Source organism: Psychrobacter sp. (genome assembly GCF_018260395.1).
In the GTDB taxonomy this organism is placed as follows: Bacteria; Pseudomonadota; Gammaproteobacteria; order Pseudomonadales; family Moraxellaceae; genus Psychrobacter.
Window position 1 is genome coordinate 1 of the sequence record NZ_JAGLBC010000042.1, and the last position, 19,813, is coordinate 19,813.

At 40.0% G+C, this 19,813-nt stretch carries 11 protein-coding genes and 1 pseudogene; 6 read left to right on the plus strand and 6 right to left on the minus strand.

All coding sequences use genetic code 11. The features are described from left to right. Positions 1-256: 256 nt before the first annotated feature. From rlmD to cysM, 3 genes are all read right to left on the minus strand, one after another. The gene (gene rlmD, locus QZ265_RS05005) at positions 257-1,870 is read right to left on the minus strand and encodes a 23S rRNA (uracil(1939)-C(5))-methyltransferase RlmD (protein ID WP_296403999.1); all 1,614 of its coding nucleotides are present in this window, start codon (positions 1,868-1,870) and stop codon (positions 257-259) included. A 130-nt stretch (positions 1,871-2,000) separates the two neighbouring features. Then, entirely contained in the window at positions 2,001-2,816 is an 816-nt protein-coding gene (locus tag QZ265_RS05010) for a 3'-5' exonuclease (protein ID WP_296404000.1), read from the minus strand. 157 nt (positions 2,817-2,973) lie between these two features. Then, complete coding sequence (gene cysM, locus QZ265_RS05015) at positions 2,974-3,921, minus strand: cysteine synthase CysM (protein WP_296404003.1); 948 nt, start codon at positions 3,919-3,921, stop codon at positions 2,974-2,976. 250 nt (positions 3,922-4,171) lie between these two features. Here cysM and QZ265_RS05020 point away from each other — a divergent pair, with 250 nt between their 5' ends. The 3 genes from QZ265_RS05020 to QZ265_RS05030 all read left to right on the plus strand — a co-directional run bounded on the left by QZ265_RS05020 (position 4,172) and on the right by QZ265_RS05030 (position 10,023). After that, positions 4,172-7,645 carry a histidine kinase dimerization/phospho-acceptor domain-containing protein gene (locus QZ265_RS05020; protein ID WP_296404004.1) on the plus strand — a complete coding sequence of 1,158 codons (3,474 nt, stop codon included), beginning with the start codon at positions 4,172-4,174 and terminating at the stop codon, positions 7,643-7,645. A 66-nt stretch (positions 7,646-7,711) separates the two neighbouring features. Continuing rightward, a complete protein-coding gene (locus QZ265_RS05025) occupies positions 7,712-8,527 on the plus strand; it encodes a crotonase/enoyl-CoA hydratase family protein (RefSeq protein WP_296404006.1) in 816 nt (271 codons plus the stop codon). A 266-nt stretch (positions 8,528-8,793) separates the two neighbouring features. Continuing rightward, a complete protein-coding gene (locus QZ265_RS05030; RefSeq protein WP_296404008.1) occupies positions 8,794-10,023 on the plus strand; it encodes a multidrug effflux MFS transporter in 1,230 nt (409 codons plus the stop codon). A gap of 87 nt (positions 10,024-10,110) precedes the next feature. Here the strand turns inward: QZ265_RS05030 and QZ265_RS05035 are convergent, their stop codons facing one another. After that, the gene (locus QZ265_RS05035) at positions 10,111-10,602 is read right to left on the minus strand and encodes a DUF2799 domain-containing protein (protein WP_296404011.1); all 492 of its coding nucleotides are present in this window, start codon (positions 10,600-10,602) and stop codon (positions 10,111-10,113) included. Between the two features lie 276 nt (positions 10,603-10,878). Between QZ265_RS05035 and QZ265_RS05040 the strand changes: the two are divergent. The 3 genes and pseudogenes from QZ265_RS05040 to topA form a co-directional block, all read left to right on the plus strand. Beyond that, a pseudogene (locus tag QZ265_RS05040) lies at positions 10,879-11,520 on the plus strand (ParA family protein); the annotation flags it as partial. Positions 11,521-11,773: 253 nt separating this feature from the next. Beyond that, entirely contained in the window at positions 11,774-12,364 is a 591-nt protein-coding gene (locus QZ265_RS05045; protein ID WP_296404013.1) for a hypothetical protein, read from the plus strand. 388 nt (positions 12,365-12,752) lie between these two features. Further along, complete coding sequence (gene topA / locus QZ265_RS05050) at positions 12,753-15,410, plus strand: type I DNA topoisomerase (protein ID WP_296404014.1); 2,658 nt, start codon at positions 12,753-12,755, stop codon at positions 15,408-15,410. Between the two features lie 117 nt (positions 15,411-15,527). Here the strand turns inward: topA and QZ265_RS05055 are convergent, their stop codons facing one another. Together QZ265_RS05055 and QZ265_RS05060 are read right to left on the minus strand one after the other, a co-directional pair. Beyond that, entirely contained in the window at positions 15,528-16,553 is a 1,026-nt protein-coding gene (locus QZ265_RS05055; protein ID WP_296404016.1) for a rhodanese-related sulfurtransferase, read from the minus strand. Between the two features lie 222 nt (positions 16,554-16,775). Beyond that, positions 16,776-19,577, minus strand: a complete 2,802-nt coding sequence (locus QZ265_RS05060; protein ID WP_296404019.1) for a transglycosylase domain-containing protein — start codon at positions 19,575-19,577, stop codon at positions 16,776-16,778. Positions 19,578-19,813: the final 236 nt, after the last annotated feature.

Here is a 19,813-nt window from a genome sequence, read left to right on the forward strand (position 1 = left end):
TATAAATAAATATCTAAGTAAGTAACTGTTTAAATAAGTAACTGTTTAAATAAGTAACTGTCTAAATAAGTAACTGTCTAAATAAATAAGTAACTAACTATCTAAATAATCATCAATAAAACTATAATGAAATAATTATATCGCAAATGACATTAATCCCTTAATATCATTGTGAGCTTAACTAACCCTTAATTGTTATATCTACTATACAGTGTTAATAATATAAATAAAGATTGTAGATAATTTAACGAGCTGTCTAAATTTGAGCCACCTTTTCAAAACGTGCTATAGACTCAACGTGACCTGTGTGGCAGAACATGTCCATCACACCAGCATCTGTAAGACGGTAGCCTTGTTCAATCAATGCTTTGGTATCACGAGCCAGTGTAGAAGGATTACACGATACATAAACAATACGAGAGGCATTAAAGCGAGGCAGATATTGCATTACTTCCCAAGCGCCCGAGCGAGGTGGGTCAATCAAAATCGCATCAAATCCTTGTTGTGCCCAAGGCTGATCACTAAAGTCTTGAGTTAGGTCTTGATTATAGAACTCAGTGTTTACAATACCATTACGCTTGGCATTATCTGCAGCACGAGCGGTCATTGCATCTGAACCTTCAACCCCAATAGCCAATCCTTGTAATCCGTCTTCACCGCCTACTAAACGCGCTAGAGGTAAGCTAAAGTTACCCAAGCCACTAAATAAATCTAGAACACGTTCACCAGGTTTTAAATTAAGCAAATCGCATGCCAACTTGGTCATTTTACGGTTTACTGATAAGTTTACTTGGGTAAAATCGGTTGGAATAAACTCATAAGTTAAATTAAACTCTGGCAACTGATAATATAAGCGACCAAACTGCTCAGTTAAATCATCCTGTTCATGTAAAGCAATACGTTCTATGCTATCAGGCCCTTTAGACTGTAGATAGAGTTGCCAATTACGAGCTTTAAAGAAGGTTTTTAGTTTATCGATATCGCCTTGCGAAAGCGGCTCAAGATTGCGCAAGATTAATGCTACTGGCTGAGTGCCATCAGGTAAGTCAGGCTGAGCTTCACCCATGGCCAATTCAATCTGTGCAATATGAGCACGGGCTTGAAGAGAGCTGATCAGGGCTTTTAAGTTTTCAAGTTCAAAACCAATACGTTTGTCTAAAATATGGCACTCATTGAGTTCTGCTAAGAAGTTACTGTTTCGCTCACGAAAGCCAACCAATGCAGTGTCTTTTTTGGCAACATAACGTACTCCCATACGGGCTTTGGTACGATAACCGAGCCGATCAGCTACTACAGGTGGTAACCAATTATCAGGTTGCACCTCTGCTTGATGTTGAAGCAATTCGGCCAACACCGTTTGCTTGAATGCAATTTGACCTTCTGGTTGCCAATGTTGCAAACTACAGCCGCCACAGACGCCAAAGTGAGGGCAAGGCGAAGTTTGACGTTCTGGATGAGGATTGTCTATAAGCTCAACAGCATCGCCTTCTTCAAAGGTCTTACGGCTGTTGGTTAGACGCACATTAACGGACTCATTTGGTAAGGCGAAACTGACAAAAACTTTTTTGCCATGCTTTTCTTCAATATGACCTTGATCTATGCCATATTCATTGCCATAAATCGCTACCCCGCGACCATCATGTAATAAGCCATCAATTTTAAAAGGAAGAGGGTCAGCATCCTTCAAACGGCGACGAACTCTAGAACTTGGCTTAGAAAGCTTTTTACTTGGTGCGGCATTAAGAGAAGCGTTGCCAGTCTTATTGATAGCCTTGTTGTCAGCGACGTTATTGCCTTTGTTATTGCCTTTGTTATTGCCTAGGTTATTGGCTGTAGAAGGGGTACTGTTTGTGTTATCGGTGGGCTGCATAAACCTGCCTGTATATTAAATGTGCAAAAAATAAGGGTTTAAAAAGATGTTAGGGATTTTAACACATAAACCCTTTCGCTGAGATTGAAGCGAATGTATTAACCCCTATTGGTTCATAACAGAACCAAGTTTAGTTATTCACTAACCAGTGATCCAAAAATTGTTGATGACGAACTTGATTGTCTTCCTCAAGTTTTTTGGATAAATAGTCTCTAGTTTCGGATTGCCACCTATCAAAGTCGCCGGATGAAATGTTACCCGTCAAACGCATCCAGCGTAAGTAAATAAGCCAAGTATTCAGTACATCAGATTCGCAATAAAGCGCAAGGTCACGCCATTTTTGATCAGAGACCAATTGGCCAACTTGACTACCATCAATGTCACGTTTACCAGGTAAGCCATATAAGTTCGCGACTATAGTCATAGCTTCTCGCTGACTAGCGCCATATTGACTAAACCTATCCATCAAATCAAGATGACGACTTTGATATCGATTGACATAGTTATCATATCGCATATTGGTCAAGCGATTGCCATCTTCAAATAATAACGGCACGCTTAAATCATATAACATAGCTCGATAAATGAGGACTGGGATATCAAAGCCAGATCCATTCCAACTCACCAACTGAGGTAGGGTGTTAAAGTCTTTAAAGGCTCGAAAAAAGGTTTTTAAAATCTCCTTTTCGCTATGGGTATCAGCCATTAAGGAAAACAGTGAGAAATTACCATCTTTAACGTAAAACACAGAAATACAAACGATTTTATGCAAAGGTAGGCGCATAAAGTCATCGCCTGACTCTTGAATACGCAGGCTGGTTAATGCAGTTAGCGCATCTGCATCGTTAAGAGATGCCAATTGCGGATAAACACGGCGCGCACCTTCAATATCAGCAACCGTTTCGATATCGAATACCATTACAGGTTTATTTGAAAAGTCAGTCATGGCGCATCTTCTATGCTTAATAGGTTATGAGATATCAGTTATAAGTAATAAGTAATATGTTATAAGTTTGATGATAAAATTTATTTATAAAGTTTGATAGTTAGGTTTACTAGCTAAAAAGTAAATAGTTTTATGTATATCAATAACTTTAAACGGCTTATTCAGCAGTGAATAACCCAGTTGATAAATATCTATCGCCACGATCACAAACAATAAAAGCAATAACAGAATCTGGCTGGGAGTCTGTAATTTCTTTAGCCACTTGAATAGCGGCCCAACAGGCAGCGCCAGAGGATACGCCAGCTAAAATACCTTCAGTGCGTGCCAGTTTACGCATATATACCTCAGCTGTATGCTGACTGATATCTATGGTACGGTCAATCACACTAGGATCATAGATTTCAGGCTTATACTCTTCAGGCCAGCGGCGAATACCAGCTATAGAGGACTCAGCATCTGGTTGTAAGCCAATGATTTGAATATTTGAGTTTTGTTCTTTTAGGTACTTGCCCGTACCTGAAATCGTGCCAGTGGTGCCCATTGAGCTGATAAAGTGGGTAATACGACCTGCGGTTTGACGCCATAATTCAGGCCCCGTAGTCTCGTAATGAGCAGCACTATTGTCAGGGTTAGAAAACTGGTTTAATACAATACCTTTACCTTCGGCCTGCAACTGTAAGGCTTGGTCACGTGCCGCTTCGATGCCCTCATCTACTTCGATTAACGTTGCACCATAAGCGGCCATAGCATCTTTACGCTCTTGGGTAGAATTGGTAGGCATTAATAGAATCATGTTATAGCCTCGCATGGCAGAAACCATTGCCAAAGCTATGCCTGTATTGCCGCTGGTGGCTTCAATTAAGGTGTCGCCAGGCTTGATTTGACCCCGCTTTTCAGCTTGGAAAATCATATTAAAGGCGGGACGGTCTTTAACTGAGCTTGCAGGGTTATTGCCCTCTAATTTAGCCAATATTTGTACGTGAGGATTCACCCCTTCAAGGTGTGGCAGACGCTGCATAGATACCAAAGGAGTGTTACCCACACAGTCAGATAAAGTGGTAATTTGTTCAAAGAAGTTAATAGGGGTTTGAGTCACATTTGACATAAAAAAGCCTCAGTACAGGTCATTGGTTATATTATAAGAATCAATATAACAAAATAAATGCAAAAGATTATAGCATTTTGAACCTGCCTAAGTTATCTGCAATGCGTTGAAAACCTGTTACACTTATTCTAATCAATACAGCTTTTAATTCATTCAGATATTAATTTATATAGCTTCTAATAAATACAGCTATTTAATCTGCTTAATTAACCAATGACGGCTAATCGCCCCTAAATAAAGTCTATAGCGAATGCGAAAAAGAATATTTGATTTTAGTAGTGCTTATGCACAGCTCATCGTCCTGGTATTTTTACCCATTGTTGTGTTAGCAGCAGTAGGGGCTTATTTGGTTGAAAGAGAGTCTAGTAAAGCCATTAAGTCTGAGCAGCGTACATTGGCGACAGCAGCATTAATACGCTATGAGCCTATGTTAAAAAAACTATTGCCAACCATTGTGAAAAGTCAAGATAACCAACAACCAGAGTTAAAAACAGATGCAAACTATGACAGTGTACAGCCTAACTCACAATCTATAACCACACGCGACAATAAGAATAACAATAGAGACTTAGCCACTGAAGTAAGCAATATTTTATTGCCTAATGAGCTGAAAGGGGTGGACGGCATAATTGAAAGTCAAGACCTTGAAAAAAATCTAAATTCTTTAGAAGATGTGCAAAATCGAATCAGCTATATATTGTCTTCAATGAATAACAATCAACACATTCAGCGTGTGGCGATTATTGATCAAAATGGCAATACATTGGCTTTTTCAGGCGATCAAAGCCTTGAAAATTGGGTAGACTTTGATAAACAAAGGTTAATTAATAAAGAGGCCGTTGACCATCAAGGGTTTATCTCTGGAATAAGCACCGATACAGGCACCGCTTATGGTCATTTATTAGGAGATTATAAGGGATTACAGTACTGGCTATTTGTTGATATGGACAACGAACCCCTAACCATAGCGCAGCTTAAAATCTGGTTGGGGCTGGGTATTACCGGACTGTTTACTTTGCTGATGCTGCTACTAAGTTTAAATACCTATGCTAAAAGTTGGATTGCACCTATATATGACCTACGCCTGCATCTGCAACAAATCACCCCTGAAAATATGTATCTGCCAGTTAATATTGATTCAACAGGAGAGTTGAATTTATTACAGCAAGATTTATTGAAAACGTTTAGACGTTTATATGGCGATTTCCAAGAGTTAAAAGACCATTCAGATCAGACAGAAGATGACTTAAGAGATGCCTTTGATGAGATGGAGATGCAAAATATCTTTATTCGAGAGGCACGCGATCAAGCTATCTCTAGTAGTCAAGCTAAGTCCGCATTTTTGGCCAATATTAGCCATGAGTTGCGTACGCCATTAAATAGCATCGATGGGTTTATTAATCTTTTAGCACGTCATGGTAATTTGACTGCAGAACAAGATTTATATGTACAGACCATTCGCAAATCCTCAGCGCATTTATTGGCTTTGGTCAATGATGTTTTGGATTTCTCGAAGATTGAGGCCGGCAAGTTGGTGCTCGATAGGCATGAGTTTAGCCTTTATTCAACAATTTATGACGTAATGGACATGCTGTCACCTTTGGCTGCGGAGAAGGGACTTCGTATGGCAGTCATGTATTACAATGATGTACCCAACACTATTATTGGCGACGCACTACGGGTAAAACAGGTACTGACCAACCTCGTAGGTAACGCCATTAAGTTTACCGATGTTGGAGAGGTTGTGGTTCGAGTGGGTATCGATGAAATTGAAGAAGTTACAGTCTTAGATGTGGAGTCAGAATCTCAGCAGACGCATAAAGACAGTGACTTATTTAACGATCAAAATGAGCACAATAGTCACCATAAAAAAAATAGTGACGATATAGGCAGTATGATTCATATTGCCATTCAAGACACTGGACAAGGTCTATCTGAAAAAGCCAAAAGCAATTTATTTAAAAGCTTTAGTCAAGGTGATCCTTCTATCACACGTCAGTATGGCGGTACGGGTTTAGGACTGGTTATTTCAAAACAATTAACCAAGCTAATGGGCGGCAGTATCGGATTTTATGACAACGACAATACCAATGACGATGGTCAAATAGTATTATCTGATACTGGGTTTCAGCCAAATGCTAGTAGTAAAGTCCCAGTACGTTCAGGATCAACTTTTTGGTTTACAGTGCCATCTCATGTAGAGTTAGATGTGACGGATGATATTGAATTTGGCGCAACACTTGAAGATGTGGATAATGAACAACCAATGAGTCTACCGGTGCTACGACCTTTTGCTCAGTCTTCTGCCGATACTGATAATCCATTTGAGATGTTAGTATGGATCAATCATGCGTCTAGTACTCAAGTATTTATGGCAGCAACACGCCCACTTGATATGAACGTCACTATAGCCCGCTCTTTAGCAGGGGCATTAGAAAAACTCAAAGAGGGAGGCAATCGCTGGGATTGGGTGGTTATTGATGGGGGCGACAGTGAGGCAAGAGAGGATAGAGCCGCGCTGTTAAAGCAGATTCGTTTACATTATCAAGGAAAGCTGGCTATTTATGGCTACCAAGTTACGTTAGACGCGACTTTACTTGAGCGCTATAAAGCGATGGGGCTTTATCAGCCCTTTGATAAACGCCAACTGTATCGTATGTTAGACACCCGTACCACCAATCTCTCTAAATTAGTCAGCCCTCTAACTTGGCAGGGAATAACCGTACTGGCTGTTGATGACCATCTACCAAACCTATTGGTTCTTGATGCCTTATTAAGCGAGTTAGGAATTAAAGTGGTTACAGCCAATAGTGGTTATGATGCGCTAGATATTGTAAGCAAGCAGATTATGTCTGACACTCATGAGTATTCAGAGGTATCGAAAGCAGACCAGATAGATACGCCCAACCCGAATAAAGACTCAAAAAATGTTAAAATTGACTTGGTATTTATGGATGTACAGATGCCTAGAATGTCAGGTGATGAGGCTGCTAAAAAAATCCGTCAATTAGAACAGGAGGCTCGAAGAGAGCATAAAAACTATACCAAGCGCTTACCAATTATTGCATTAACTGCACATGGATTGGCAGATGGTAAAGACAAGCTCATTGCAGCTGGTATTGATGACTATGTAGGTAAGCCGATTAGTCGGCCGCAGCTGCTACAAATACTACAGCGCTGGTTGGGCCGTAAAGCAGAAGGTTCGGTTACTGCCTTAAAACAAACTCTAAAAACCACTGACTCTGAAGCCGCTGTGGATAAACCTGAGGACTTAATGGCTTCTGATACAAATAATGGCGAATTACCTGTGGTAGATTGGCGCGATGCTTTAATACGTTCAGCAAATAAGGCTAAGTTAGCAAAACAGCTATTAATTATGATGCAAGACTGTGTAAAAGATGAGCTACTTGACTTACAAACTGCGTGGGACAATAAAGACAGAGAGCAATTGGCACAGATAGCGCATAGAATATTGGGCGCGAGTCGTTACGCTGGGGTGCCGCAAATTCGTAAAGCCAGTCAAGACTTAGAAGACAAGTGCTTACTAAACGTGCAACATACCATACCCTCGCAGTTCACTATGCTGGAGGAGTACTATAAGGCCTTGGTCACTAGCTTGAAGGTGCTTCAAGCCTTAGATTTAGAAGCTTATATCACCCAACAAATGCAAGACAACGAAGATAAAAACTTAAGTGAAAACGATATGACTTGGAAAATGATCTAAGACAACTATAGCCTTTTATAAGAATAACGCAAATACTCAGATAAACTAATTCTAAAGTGAGGAAATATGTCATCACTATTAAGCAATAACTATCAGACCATTGTCTTAAGTGAAGCCAATGACATCTTAACTGTGACCTTAAACCGTCCGGATAAGAAAAATGCTATGAGTCTACAAATGATGGCTGAGCTAATCAATGTTGCTAAAGACTTAAAAAAAGACCGTGCTATTCGAGCTGTAATTATTAAGGGGCAGGGCGATACCTTCTGCGCAGGCATTGATCTAGGCGATTTAAATAACCCTAAAAATGCCATAAAGGGACTGTATGAACTCATTAAACCCACTCAAAGTATTTTTCAAAAGGTCTGTTTGATCTGGCGTGAAGTACCTATACCAGTCATTGTAGTCACGAATGGATATTGTATTGGTGCTGGTATGCAGTTGGCATTGGCAGCTGATTTTCGTATTACTGACCCTGATTGCATGTTTGCGATTATGGAAGCAAAATGGGGACTGGTACCAGATATGGGGTTGACTCAGTCAGCATTGCATTTACTGCCTGTCGATACTCTAAAAGAGTTGACCATGACTGCTCGATTAATCTCAGCAAAAGAGGCTGAAAAGCTCCATTTAGTTAGTCATATGGATAGTAATCCTTATGAGCGAGCGCAAAGCTTGGCTGAAGAGATTGCTACACGTTCGCCAGATGCGGTGTTGGCAAGCAAGCGTGTGATCAACCAAATGACTAAACAAGGTTTTTATGCTTTATATCAAGAAAAAATATGGCAACTTAAGCTTATGGCTGGTGGTCAAAATCGCAATTTAGCTATTAAAAAAGCCAAGGATGATGCGGTAAAATTTGTTAAGCGTCAATTTAGCTAGCCTATTGTTTTTACTACTAGTCTACTGATTTTATAGTTAAGTAAGTTTGAGTAAAATTTATTGACTAATCAAGCCATAAGAGTAGGCTATGCATATTATCTACTCTTTATCTATTATATATCTAGACATCTATACATCAAAAATACGGTTTTAGATGTACATGAATGATTTGTGATTAATAATGCAAATCAATCAAACCCTCTAATAATTGCCAGTTTTTTGCTCAGAAGACTGGCGTTAAATTCTATTAGGTCTTTATAAATCTTATGTCAAATAATAAAACGGCTGCTAAAAAGCAGGAGATGCCCGTAGCGTGGGTTATGATGTTAGGGCTGATTGTGGCTATCGGCCCCTTATCAATAGATATGTATTTGCCCGCATTACCGACCATGGCCAAAGACTTCGGCGTGAGCACCGCACAAATTTCAAATTCAGTGCCAGCTTACTTTGTTGGTCTTGTGTTTGGCCAGCTTATTTATGGGCCACTTAGTGATCGTATTGGTCGCGTCAAGCCTTTGTACTTCGGCATGACGTTGTATGTGATAGCCTCTTTAATTTGCGCCACAACAGACAGTCAGTATGTATTGTTTGCGGCACGTACTTTGCAAGCATTAGGGGCTTGCGTTGGAGCTGTGGTTACTCGAGCCGCTATTCGTGATACTTTAGCACCACGTCAAATGGCAAAAGCTTTTTCGATCATGGTGCTGGTCATGGGATTGGCACCGATATTAGCCCCTTCACTTGGCGCTGCTTTTTTGAGGTTTTTTGATTGGCACGCTATTTTTTGGTTCTTAACCGCATTTGGGGTGTTAAATCTATTTTTGACTAAGTTCTTCTTCAAAGAAACGCTCACCAAAGAGAACCGTAATGTTCGTCCGTTAAACACTATTTTCAGTCAATATTGGGATTTGCTTAAAGATCCTACATTTGGTTATCCGGCTTTTGGTGCTGGATTATTAATGGGTTCGATGTTTGTATATATTAATGCAGCACCAGAGCTATTGATGGATGGTTATGGGCTTACCGAAAGTCAGTTTAGTCTGATATTTGGTGTAAACGCCGCAGGATTTATATTATTAACCCAAGTTAACCAGTTCTTAACCAATCGGTTTCGTTTGATTTCACTGTTACGATTTGGTGCTATATTGCAAACTACTGCCGCTACCTCTTTATTGGTATTGGGTATGATATATGGCTCTGAAGCTTGGTTGCCAATGGTATTACTGTGTATCTTTTTTTGTATATCTGGGTTGGGATTGACGCAGCCAAACGCTTCTGCAATTGCTTTGACTTTTCAGAAGCACCGCGCCGGTATGGCCAGTGCCCTGCAAGGGTCGTTGATGTTTTTTGTAGGAATCTTTGGAGGTCTTTTATTAAACCTATTCCCTGTAAACCCTTTATTTAAGCTAGGTGCTACTATGACCATTTTGATGTGGTTAGGTACTTTCTTAGTTTATCGTGTGGATAAAAATATAAATCTAGAGGATGCAGAATAGTAGATTTAGTGTTTAAGTTTTTAATAATTCAACGACCTTTGAGCACTTGCCCAAAGGTCGTTTTTTTAATTAATTGCCATAAAAGTTTTACCAAACTGATGGCCGCCAAAATGGGTTGTGCCGACTATAAGGGCCGTAGCCGTAACGTCCATAGCCCCAAGGATTAGGTGTGCTTAGATATTCCATATCTCGTTGACGTAAGTAGTAATAGCGTCCTTGATTATAGGCCTCTTCTAATTTATCAATGCCTTCTATTGGGCAAACAGGTTGCCAAGCATAGCCTTCGCGGCCTAATTTATAAGCATTAAGTTCGGTACAAAATTCTTTTAATCCTTGCTGTCGTCCTTGCTCCCATAACACGCGATCAGGCGCACTTCCAGGCACAGGGGAGCAGTTCTTAACATGCTTTGCAAAATATGCGCCTGAGCGACCCAGTGCACCATCTGCAAAGCCTATTTCTTTCCAATGGCCTGCCTGACACTGTTCTGAAGACAAGGCTTGAGTGGTGACACATCCCGAAAGTATAGACAAGGCAGTAGTTAGTATACTGCCAGCTAAAGTAATCCGTATTAAAGTCATGTTGGTTGCTCCTAAGGATAAATACTAAGGTTTATCGCTATCCATAAGCCTCTCACAATGAGTTAAATGAGAAAACTTATTCATTCGTCATAGTTGTAGGACTTTGCATTCTGTATAAACAGAATACTCTGCTTCTGCTATTATAATGTTCGATTTATTATACAAAGTTAATAAGGATATATTGAATTTAAGTTAAATCACGTATATAAGTAGTATAGTAAGTACTTCATGAGTTTTAGATGACAATTTTTTAGATGACAAATATGGGCAGTTAATATGAACACAGTTCTAGTGGCAAATCAAAAAGGAGGGTGTGGTAAATCATCCGTAGCAATTACTTTAGCCGCAGCTTTAGCTAATCAAGGTCAAACCGTAGCATTGGCGGATGCCGACCCCCAAAAGTCTAGTTTACGTTGGCTAAAACAGCGCCCAGAAACTGCAGCAACGATTTATCCAGTTGACTGGCGTGACGAAGATGATATTGGTGAGCTCCCAAAAAGTGCAGCAAAAAGATTGGGTAAAAAAGACTGGTTGATTATTGATGCTCCAGGGTCGTTAACTGCTGAACGTGCTGAATCCTTAATTAGCGAGGCCAAAGCCATATTAATACCCGTTCTGCCGTCTATTTTCGATGCAGACAGCACTAAGCAGTTTTTAAAATCAATTCAAGACATGAAGCGTATTCGTAAAGGTAAAGTCGATATTCATTTACTGGCCAATCGTATTCGTTCTCAAAGCAGTACCAACCAGACTCTACAAAGCTTTTTTGGCGAAATAGGGCAGCAGCCGTTAGCGTGGCTGAGTGAAAGAAGCCTATATCCTCAACTAGCAGAACAAGGTCTTAGCGTCTTTGATTTTAATCAAAAGCGTTACCGTGATGTTCAAGCGCAGTGGCAGCCTGTAATGGATGCTTTAATGCCAAAAATTGCTAGTAAGTATGAAGAAGTTTTAGCAGATAGTGACATACCTGTTAGTCTTGAAAGATTGGCAAATGCCAGTAGTGAGACAGAAAACGTATCAAAAAAAGCTGAAGATGACTCTACATGGTATGAATAATTTTCAAAATCTAATAAACTAGCTTCCTTTTTAAATTAAATGATATCGAATAACTGATATTAATTTGCTGCCCAATTTTATTCAATTGGTTATAAGTGAAACTTACGGGGAAACTATGGGGACCTGGATAGCCATTGCAATTGGCTTATTTGTATTGGGCTCAATTATGGCACTTAAGCCCAGTGCAATAGATATGCGTTTAGATAAATTAAGAATGACTGCAAGAAGGTTAGAGCTTAACCCAAAGCTTATTGCCTGTCCTGACTGGATTCGAGGTCGCAACAATGAGTATGGCAAAGGCATGATAGGCCAATACTCGCTTATCATGGATGAGATGAAATTTCCTGAAACTCACTATCAAGTGTTTGACGGTAAGCTAAAACTTGATAGTCATCAAGGTTCGGTTAAAGTAGATAAATTAGACACATCTCAATCATTCAATAAAGTTAGTCAAAACTCCTTAACTCAACAAAGTATAGCAAACAGTCTCAATAATGAGGCTTTGACTCTACCTACCTATATGATTCCTTTGGTTAAAGGTGTCTATCTCAAAGCCAATAGTTTAGTAGTGTTCTGGCATGACATTGGTTACGTACAGCCTGCAACCAATCCTAAATTTAGCATAGATCAAATTGAATCTGACCTATTAATACTTAAATCAGTTATGCAAAATTGGGCACAAAAGTTAGCCAATCCTGTTGAGTAAACGACTTTAATAACGCCTAATACTGCCTATATTTGTACAATTATTGATAGCTACTCTTGAAAAACACGGTTGACAGCGCAACTGTTAGCAGTGTAACGTCAGGGCAACTTTTAGTATTTACAATTATTTATGCAAAATTTAATACAACATTCATTGCGACTAGGGCGTGTCCCTATTTGGATTATGAGGCTAAAAATGAGATAGATTTTTGTCAAACACGAATAATTTCGAAGATAATATAGGCATATTAGCTAGAAATTAGACACAGTTTGGCGAAAATATAGCCATTTTTAGACCATAACTTATTTAATTTGCAAATAGGGACACGCCCTAAAGCCCTTATAAAAAAATATAATTTATAAAAAGTTTAATTAGGATTGTTATATCAATGGCCAAAACCACCGTTAAAAAAACAGCAGCGACCCCTTCAGCAAGTGCCAAAGGTAAATCTTTGGTGATTGTGGAGTCTCCTGCTAAAGCAAAAACTATTAATAAATACTTAGGCAACGATTTTATCGTACGCTCCAGTATTGGCCATGTGCGTGATTTGCCAACCAGTAGCGGTACTAAGAAAAAAACTACCAAAGCTGCTGATGGAGGATTTTCTAAAGAAGAAAAAGCGCAACAAGCTTTGGTGCGTAGAATGGGTATTGACCCTGAGCATGGCTGGAAGGCAGTATATGAAGTTCTGCCTAGTAAAACCAAAGTTATCAAAGAATTAAAGTCGCTGGCTAAAGATGCCGATAAGATCTATCTAGCAACGGATTTGGATAGAGAAGGGGAAGCCATTGCTTGGCATTTACGTGAAGTCATTGGTGGTGATGACAGTAAATATCAACGTGTGGTATTCAACGAAATTACCAAAACAGCCATTCAAAATGCGTTTAAGCAGCCAGGTAAACTGGATATTGACCGAGTAAATGCTCAGCAAGCTCGTCGATTCTTAGACAGAGTTGTGGGATTTATGGTATCGCCATTGTTATGGCAAAAGATTGCTCGAGGCTTATCAGCAGGTCGTGTTCAGTCAGTAGCGACTCGATTGGTGGTAGAACGCGAGCGTGAAATTCGTGCTTTTATACCTGAAGAGTATTGGCAAATCTATGCTGACACCACCATGAAAGGCGATGGCAATGCCAATGTGGAAAAAGACACGCCTATTCGTTTAGAGGCGGTTAAGCAAGATGGTAACCCTCTAAAACTCGGTAATAAAGAGCAAACTGACGCTGTACTTGAGGTTTTAAAATCAGCCAATTACGTGGTGAAAGAGCGTGAAGAAAAACCAACTCAGTCTAAACCGAGTGCGCCCTTTATTACATCGACACTTCAGCAAGCGGCCAGTACTCGTTTAGGCTTTCCGGTAAAGAAAACCATGATGTTGGCACAGCGTCTGTATGAGGCAGGTCACATTACTTACATGCGTACCGACTCTACCTTCTTATCTGCTGATGCGTTGAAAGGGGTACGGGGCTTTATTGAAGATAGTTTTGGCAGTAAATATTTGCCAGAAAAGCCAAATTTTTATGGTAGCAAACTCAATGCACAGGAAGCTCACGAAGCGATACGCCCGACCAATGCCAATCTTAAGTCGACTCAATTAAAAGGCGTAGAGCGAGATGCGATTCGACTTTATGAGTTAATTTGGCGTCAGTTTGTAGCATGTCAGATGTTACCAGCCAAATATAAATCAGTGAATTTGTTGGTTGAAGCAGGTAATGTTGAATTAAAAGCACGTGGTCGTACCATGACATTTGATGGTTATACCAAAGTTATGCCTCCAGCAAAAACTGACGACACGTTATTACCGAATGTGAAGCAAGGTGACGAGCTGAACTTGATTAAGCTTGATCCCAGTCAACATTTTACTAAGCCACCAGCACGTTATACTGAGGCCAGTTTGGTAAAAGAGCTTGAGAAAAAAGGCATAGGTCGTCCTTCAACTTATGCTTCGATTATATCTACCATTCAAGACCGTGGTTATGTACGATTAGAAAACAAACGTTTGTACGCCGAAAAAATGGGTGACATTGTAACTGATCGTTTGACAGAAAGTTTCCCAGAATTAATGGATTATACCTTCACTGCAGGGCTTGAAAATGAATTAGATCATGTGGCCCATGGTGACCAAGATTGGAAAGCAGTTCTTGATGATTTCTATGGTGATTTTAAAAATAAACTTGAAAACGCCAAAGAAAAAGACGGTATGCGTCCTAATGATCCTACGGATGTGCCAGACGTACATTGTAACTTGTGTGATAGACCGATGCAGTTACGCAATGGCTCAACTGGGGTATTCTTAGGCTGTACAGGTTATAACCTGCCACCAAAAGAGCGTTGCAAAGGTACTAAAAACTTAATGCCAGTGGAAGCTTTCGCCAATTTAGACGACAGTGAAATCGATGAATCAGCTGAAGTTAAAGAGTTGATGGAGAAAAAACGCTGTCCTAAATGCAGTACGGCAATGGATGGCTATATAGTCGATGGTGGTTTAAAACTACATATCTGTGGTAATAATCCAGATTGTGATGGTTACCTATTGGAAGAAGGTAAGTTTGAAGTACCAGGCTCTGATGCACCCACTATTGATTGTAATAAATGTGATGGTCAGATGGAGCTAAAGACAGGCCGTTTTGGCCCTTACTTTGCTTGTGAGAAATGTGACAACACCCGCAAAGTTTTAAAAAATGGTGAGCCTGCGCCACCGCGAATGGATCCTATCGACATGCCACAGTTGCAATCAACCAAGCATGAAGATCATTTTATATTGCGAGAAGGTGCGGCTGGCTTGTTCTTGGCGGCATCTAAATTCCCAAAGGTTCGCGAAACACGACCCCCTAAGCTGTCTGAATTACGAGAAATTAAAGATCAAATGGATGAGAAGTTTCAGTATCTCTTTAAAGGACCAGATGAAGATCCTGAGGGCAACCCCACTATCTTACGCTGGTCACGCAAACAAAAAGAGCAATATATAGGTTCTGAGAACCCAAAGACTGGCAAAGCCACCCATTGGGGAGTTTACTGGCGTAACGGTGTGTGGGTAGAAGAATAGAACAATAGAGAACCACACTAAAGTAGTCGTCTCGTAAAAGCTCTAGTAATAAGAATGCCCGTCAATAAATGACGGGCATTTTTATTAGCTAATTTCAAACATCCACCAAACCTAAAACTAATCTTGCTGCTGTTCTAACTTCGCTTGTAGCTTTTGCTGCTTACGAGTTTCAATAACGTCTTTAACATCTGCACCAATATGCGCCTCACCACGCTCTTTGGCCAACTGAATTTGACGTTGACGCTCACGGAATCTAGCACGTTGCTCTTCAGTTGCTTTATCAATACAGTGGGGGCAAGATTCCCCTTTAACATAGGCAGGATGCAGCTTGTCCTCTTCGGTGATTGGCATACGGCAAGCATAGCACTGGTCATAGTCACTCTTTTCTAGACTATGGTTAACAGCCACACGATTGTCAAAAACAAAGCAGTCACCTTCCCACAATGATTGCTCAGCAGGTACTTCTTCTAAATACTTTAAAATCCCACCTTCCAAATGATAGACCTCATCAAATCCTTGTTCACGCAAATAAGCGGTGGATTTTTCACATCGAATGCCCCCAGTACAGAACATGGCAACTTTTTTATGTTTGCTAGGGTCTAGTTCCTTTTTGACATAGTCGGGAAATTCACGAAAGGTTTCAGTCTTTGGATTAATCGCATTTTTAAAAGTGCCTATTTGGACTTCATAATCATTACGGGTATCAATCAATACAACTTCCGGATCGCTGATTAAGTCGTTCCATTCGCTAGGCTTTACGTAACGACCTACTGACTGTAAAGGGTCAATGCCTTCCACGCCCATGGTGACAATCTCTTTTTTAAGTTTTACCTTGGAACGAAAAAAAGGCTGTGTATCAGTAAAAGACTCTTTATATTCTAAAGCCCCAATGGCGGGTATTTGTTGAATGTAGTCTAGTACCGCATCGATACCAGCCCGGTCACCAGAAATGGTTCCATTAATGCCTTCAGACGCCAGTAGTAGCGTACCACGTACGCCTTTGTCTATCATGAGTTTACGTAAGGGCTCACGGTAACTCTCATAATCATTGAATCGAGTAAACTTATAAAGCGCTGTAACCACGATATTATGAGTGTCTGAAAGGGTTGCTGCGTTTGAAGGGTGCTTGTGATTGGTAGTCATACATTTTCCTGCTGGCTAGGACGTAAACCTAGTGCTGTTGGTGCTAAAGTTTGATATTTAATAAGGACGAGTAAAATGACAACTTTGGCGGGTTAAAACATAAAACAAAAGCGCTATTGTAGAATAACGCTTTTGGATCTGGAAAATTTATAATAAGTACTGAAATCTATAGTAACCACTATAACAAGTCATGCATTTAAGCGGTTATTACAACGTTAGGTCTTAGTCTGCTTTAACCGTCTCTGGTTTTTTTTCATTAATTTTATTTTCAGTCTTTTCAGGAACTTTAATAGGTTCTGGTTTTATAGCTGCATTAGGGTCAGCAGTGGTATCGTTGGGTAACTCAACTGGCTCAGGTGGCTTTCTTTGTGTCAACGCTGCTCTAGGCGGAATAATACCTGCATTACCAGTCACCTTATAGTTGGTGATTTTATTGCTGTAATCTACTTTACCTTTTTTAGGATCGTTTGATAAGTTCACTACTTGTTGTTTCTTAAGTTCAGATTTCGCCAAGTTATTTGTGCTAACCCATTGATATGGTACAGATTTCAGGGCAGTACGCATATATTCTACCCAAATTGGTAAAGCCGCGATCCCACCATATTCGCTTCTTCCTAAAGTAGAAGGTTGGTCAAATCCTAGCCAAACAATGGATACATGAGTAGGATGGAAGCCTGCAAACCAAGCATCCTTCATCTCGTTAGTGGTCCCTGTCTTACCACCGACATCGCTACGACCTAATGCTTTGGCTCGTGTTGCAGTACCACTTTGGATAACTGAACGTAGCATATTCGCCATTTCATAAGCCACAGCTGGTTTTAGAATACGTGGCGCCTGATCAGCCATTTGGTAAGCTATCGGAACCGGTTTCAAACGGTCTGACAGAGGACCTGCATCATAGCGTATAGACTCAACCGTGGCTTGTAGCGACTGCTTAGCCTCAAGTTCAGTCTGTTTTTTATCTTTGTTTTTAGTAGCATCTGTATTATCGGTAGCATCTGCATTGTCAGCTAACTCTGTATTCTTAGCAGTTTCACCTTCGGGTTTTTCTTTGTCATTTGTAGCTTTTATTAACTTAGGATCTTCTTGTAGTACTTTTAAGGCTTTTTCGCGCAGCTCAATTTCAGAGTCTGTTTGTTTTTTAAAGTCTGCAATTTGCTGTTCGTTTATCTTCTTCAAATCATTGTTAAAACATAGCGCACAAGCTCGTTGCGGATTGGCTAAATATAGTAGTTCGTTTTTATAATTGTAGATTTGGTCAATAAAATAGGGCTGTATGCGGTGGCCACCATTGGCAAAAGTGGCATAAGCAGTTGCCATCTGTAAAGGTGTTGCTTGACCGGCGCCCAATGCCAAAGATAAGGTAGTTGGTAATTTTTCTTTATCCAAACCAAATTGATCCAATAGCTGGCGAGCTTCGGCAGTACCTACAGCTTGTAACAGTCGAATAGATACTAAGTTACGAGATAAGATAAGGCCACGTCTAATGGTCATATTGCCATAGAATCGATTATCAGAGTTCTTAGGTTGCCAGTCGCCAATACGTAATGGGCCATCGGAAATTATACTATCAGGACGATAACCTTTTTCAAGAGCTGCAGAATAATTTAAAGGCTTAATTGTTGAGCCTGGTTGACGCCAACCTTGAGTAGCTCGGTTAAATTTACTTTGCTGAAAATCAAAACCACCCACTAAGGCTCTAATAGCACCTGTTTCAGGGTCTAAGGCAACAAAACTACCTTGAATCTTAGGTACTTGAGTTAAACGCCATGATGTCTTATCTTCATTGGCAATTAAACGTACAATATCGCCTTTTTTAACAATATCTGCTGCACTATTGGGGAATCTTTTAATACGGTTAGCATCAAGATATTCTTTTGCCCAGCTCATTCCGGACCAAGGCACAGTTACCACTTGACCATTTTGTAATTGAGCTTGAAAACTACGGCCACTTATTTCAGTAACTTTAGCCGGCAACATATTAGAATAGGCTTTGAAATTTGCTAAAGGCTTACCATTAGCCTCAGCGCCACGCCAGCCGTGACGACGATCATAGCCAATTAGACCTTTTTTGATGGCGGTGTCTGCAGCTCTTTGGTCTACGCTATCAACAGTAAGCTTTACTCGCCAACCAGCGTTAACCACTTCTTCACCATAGCGGTCTACTAGCGCGCTGCGAGTCATCTCAGCCAAATAAGGCATGTTCACATCTAACTTCTCTTTGTATAGATGAACGCCAATAGGCTGTTTAACAGCATCGTTATACTGGGCTTGGGTAATATGCCCTAACTCTAACATCCGTCCTAAAATCCAGTTTCGACGCTTTAATGATTCTTCAGGATTAGAGACTGGGTTATTTTGTGAAGGGGCTTTAGGCAAACCTGCTAGTGTAGCCATTTCAGCAATGGTCAGTTTTTCTAGTGATTTACTAAAATACTTTTTGGCGGCCGCACGAATCCCATATGCGCCTTCACCCATATAAATTTTGTTAACGTAGAGCGTCAGAATCTCTTGTTTGCTTAACTTATCTTCGATATTACGTGCTAAATATAGCTCAGTTAATTTACGACTAAATGAACGCTCTGGACTTAAGAAGTAGTTTTTCGCTACCTGCATGGTAATAGTAGAGCCACCCGTTTGGCTATCGTCATCAGTGATAATCTCAGTAACAGCGCGACCTAAACCTTTAATACTAATACCACTATGCTCGTAAAATGACGAATCCTCAGCAGCCAAGAATGCGTTGATAAAGTCTTTTGGAATCTGTTCATAGGTGACAGGTAATGACATACGGTTGCCATATTGACCAATCAACTTATCGTCTCTGCTATAAATCTGCAAAGGCATTTCCAGATTTGAAGACTTGATATCGGAGATATCAGGTAAACTTGGCGTTATGTACATGGCCATCCCATAGAATCCAATAGGTAATGCCAATACCAATATGAGTAACAAGGCAAGAATGCCTGTCAATATGGAAACAATATAATGGATAAGACGAGAAGTAGCAGACGATTGAGACATAGTGACTCTATTAATAAGAAACTGAAATATTAGGCGTAGTAGAAATTACAATAATGTACTTAAAATTTAATCAAATCAAGCTTATAGAAGTTGATTAACAACAGATAAATTTAACTGTGCTAAAAAAATTAATACTCTACTAGGCATAAAAGGGGTATTTAACGCCCATATAACTACAATTATAAAGCAAATCAGCGTTATCTTATAGACCTAACAATAAAACTAACTAAAGAACT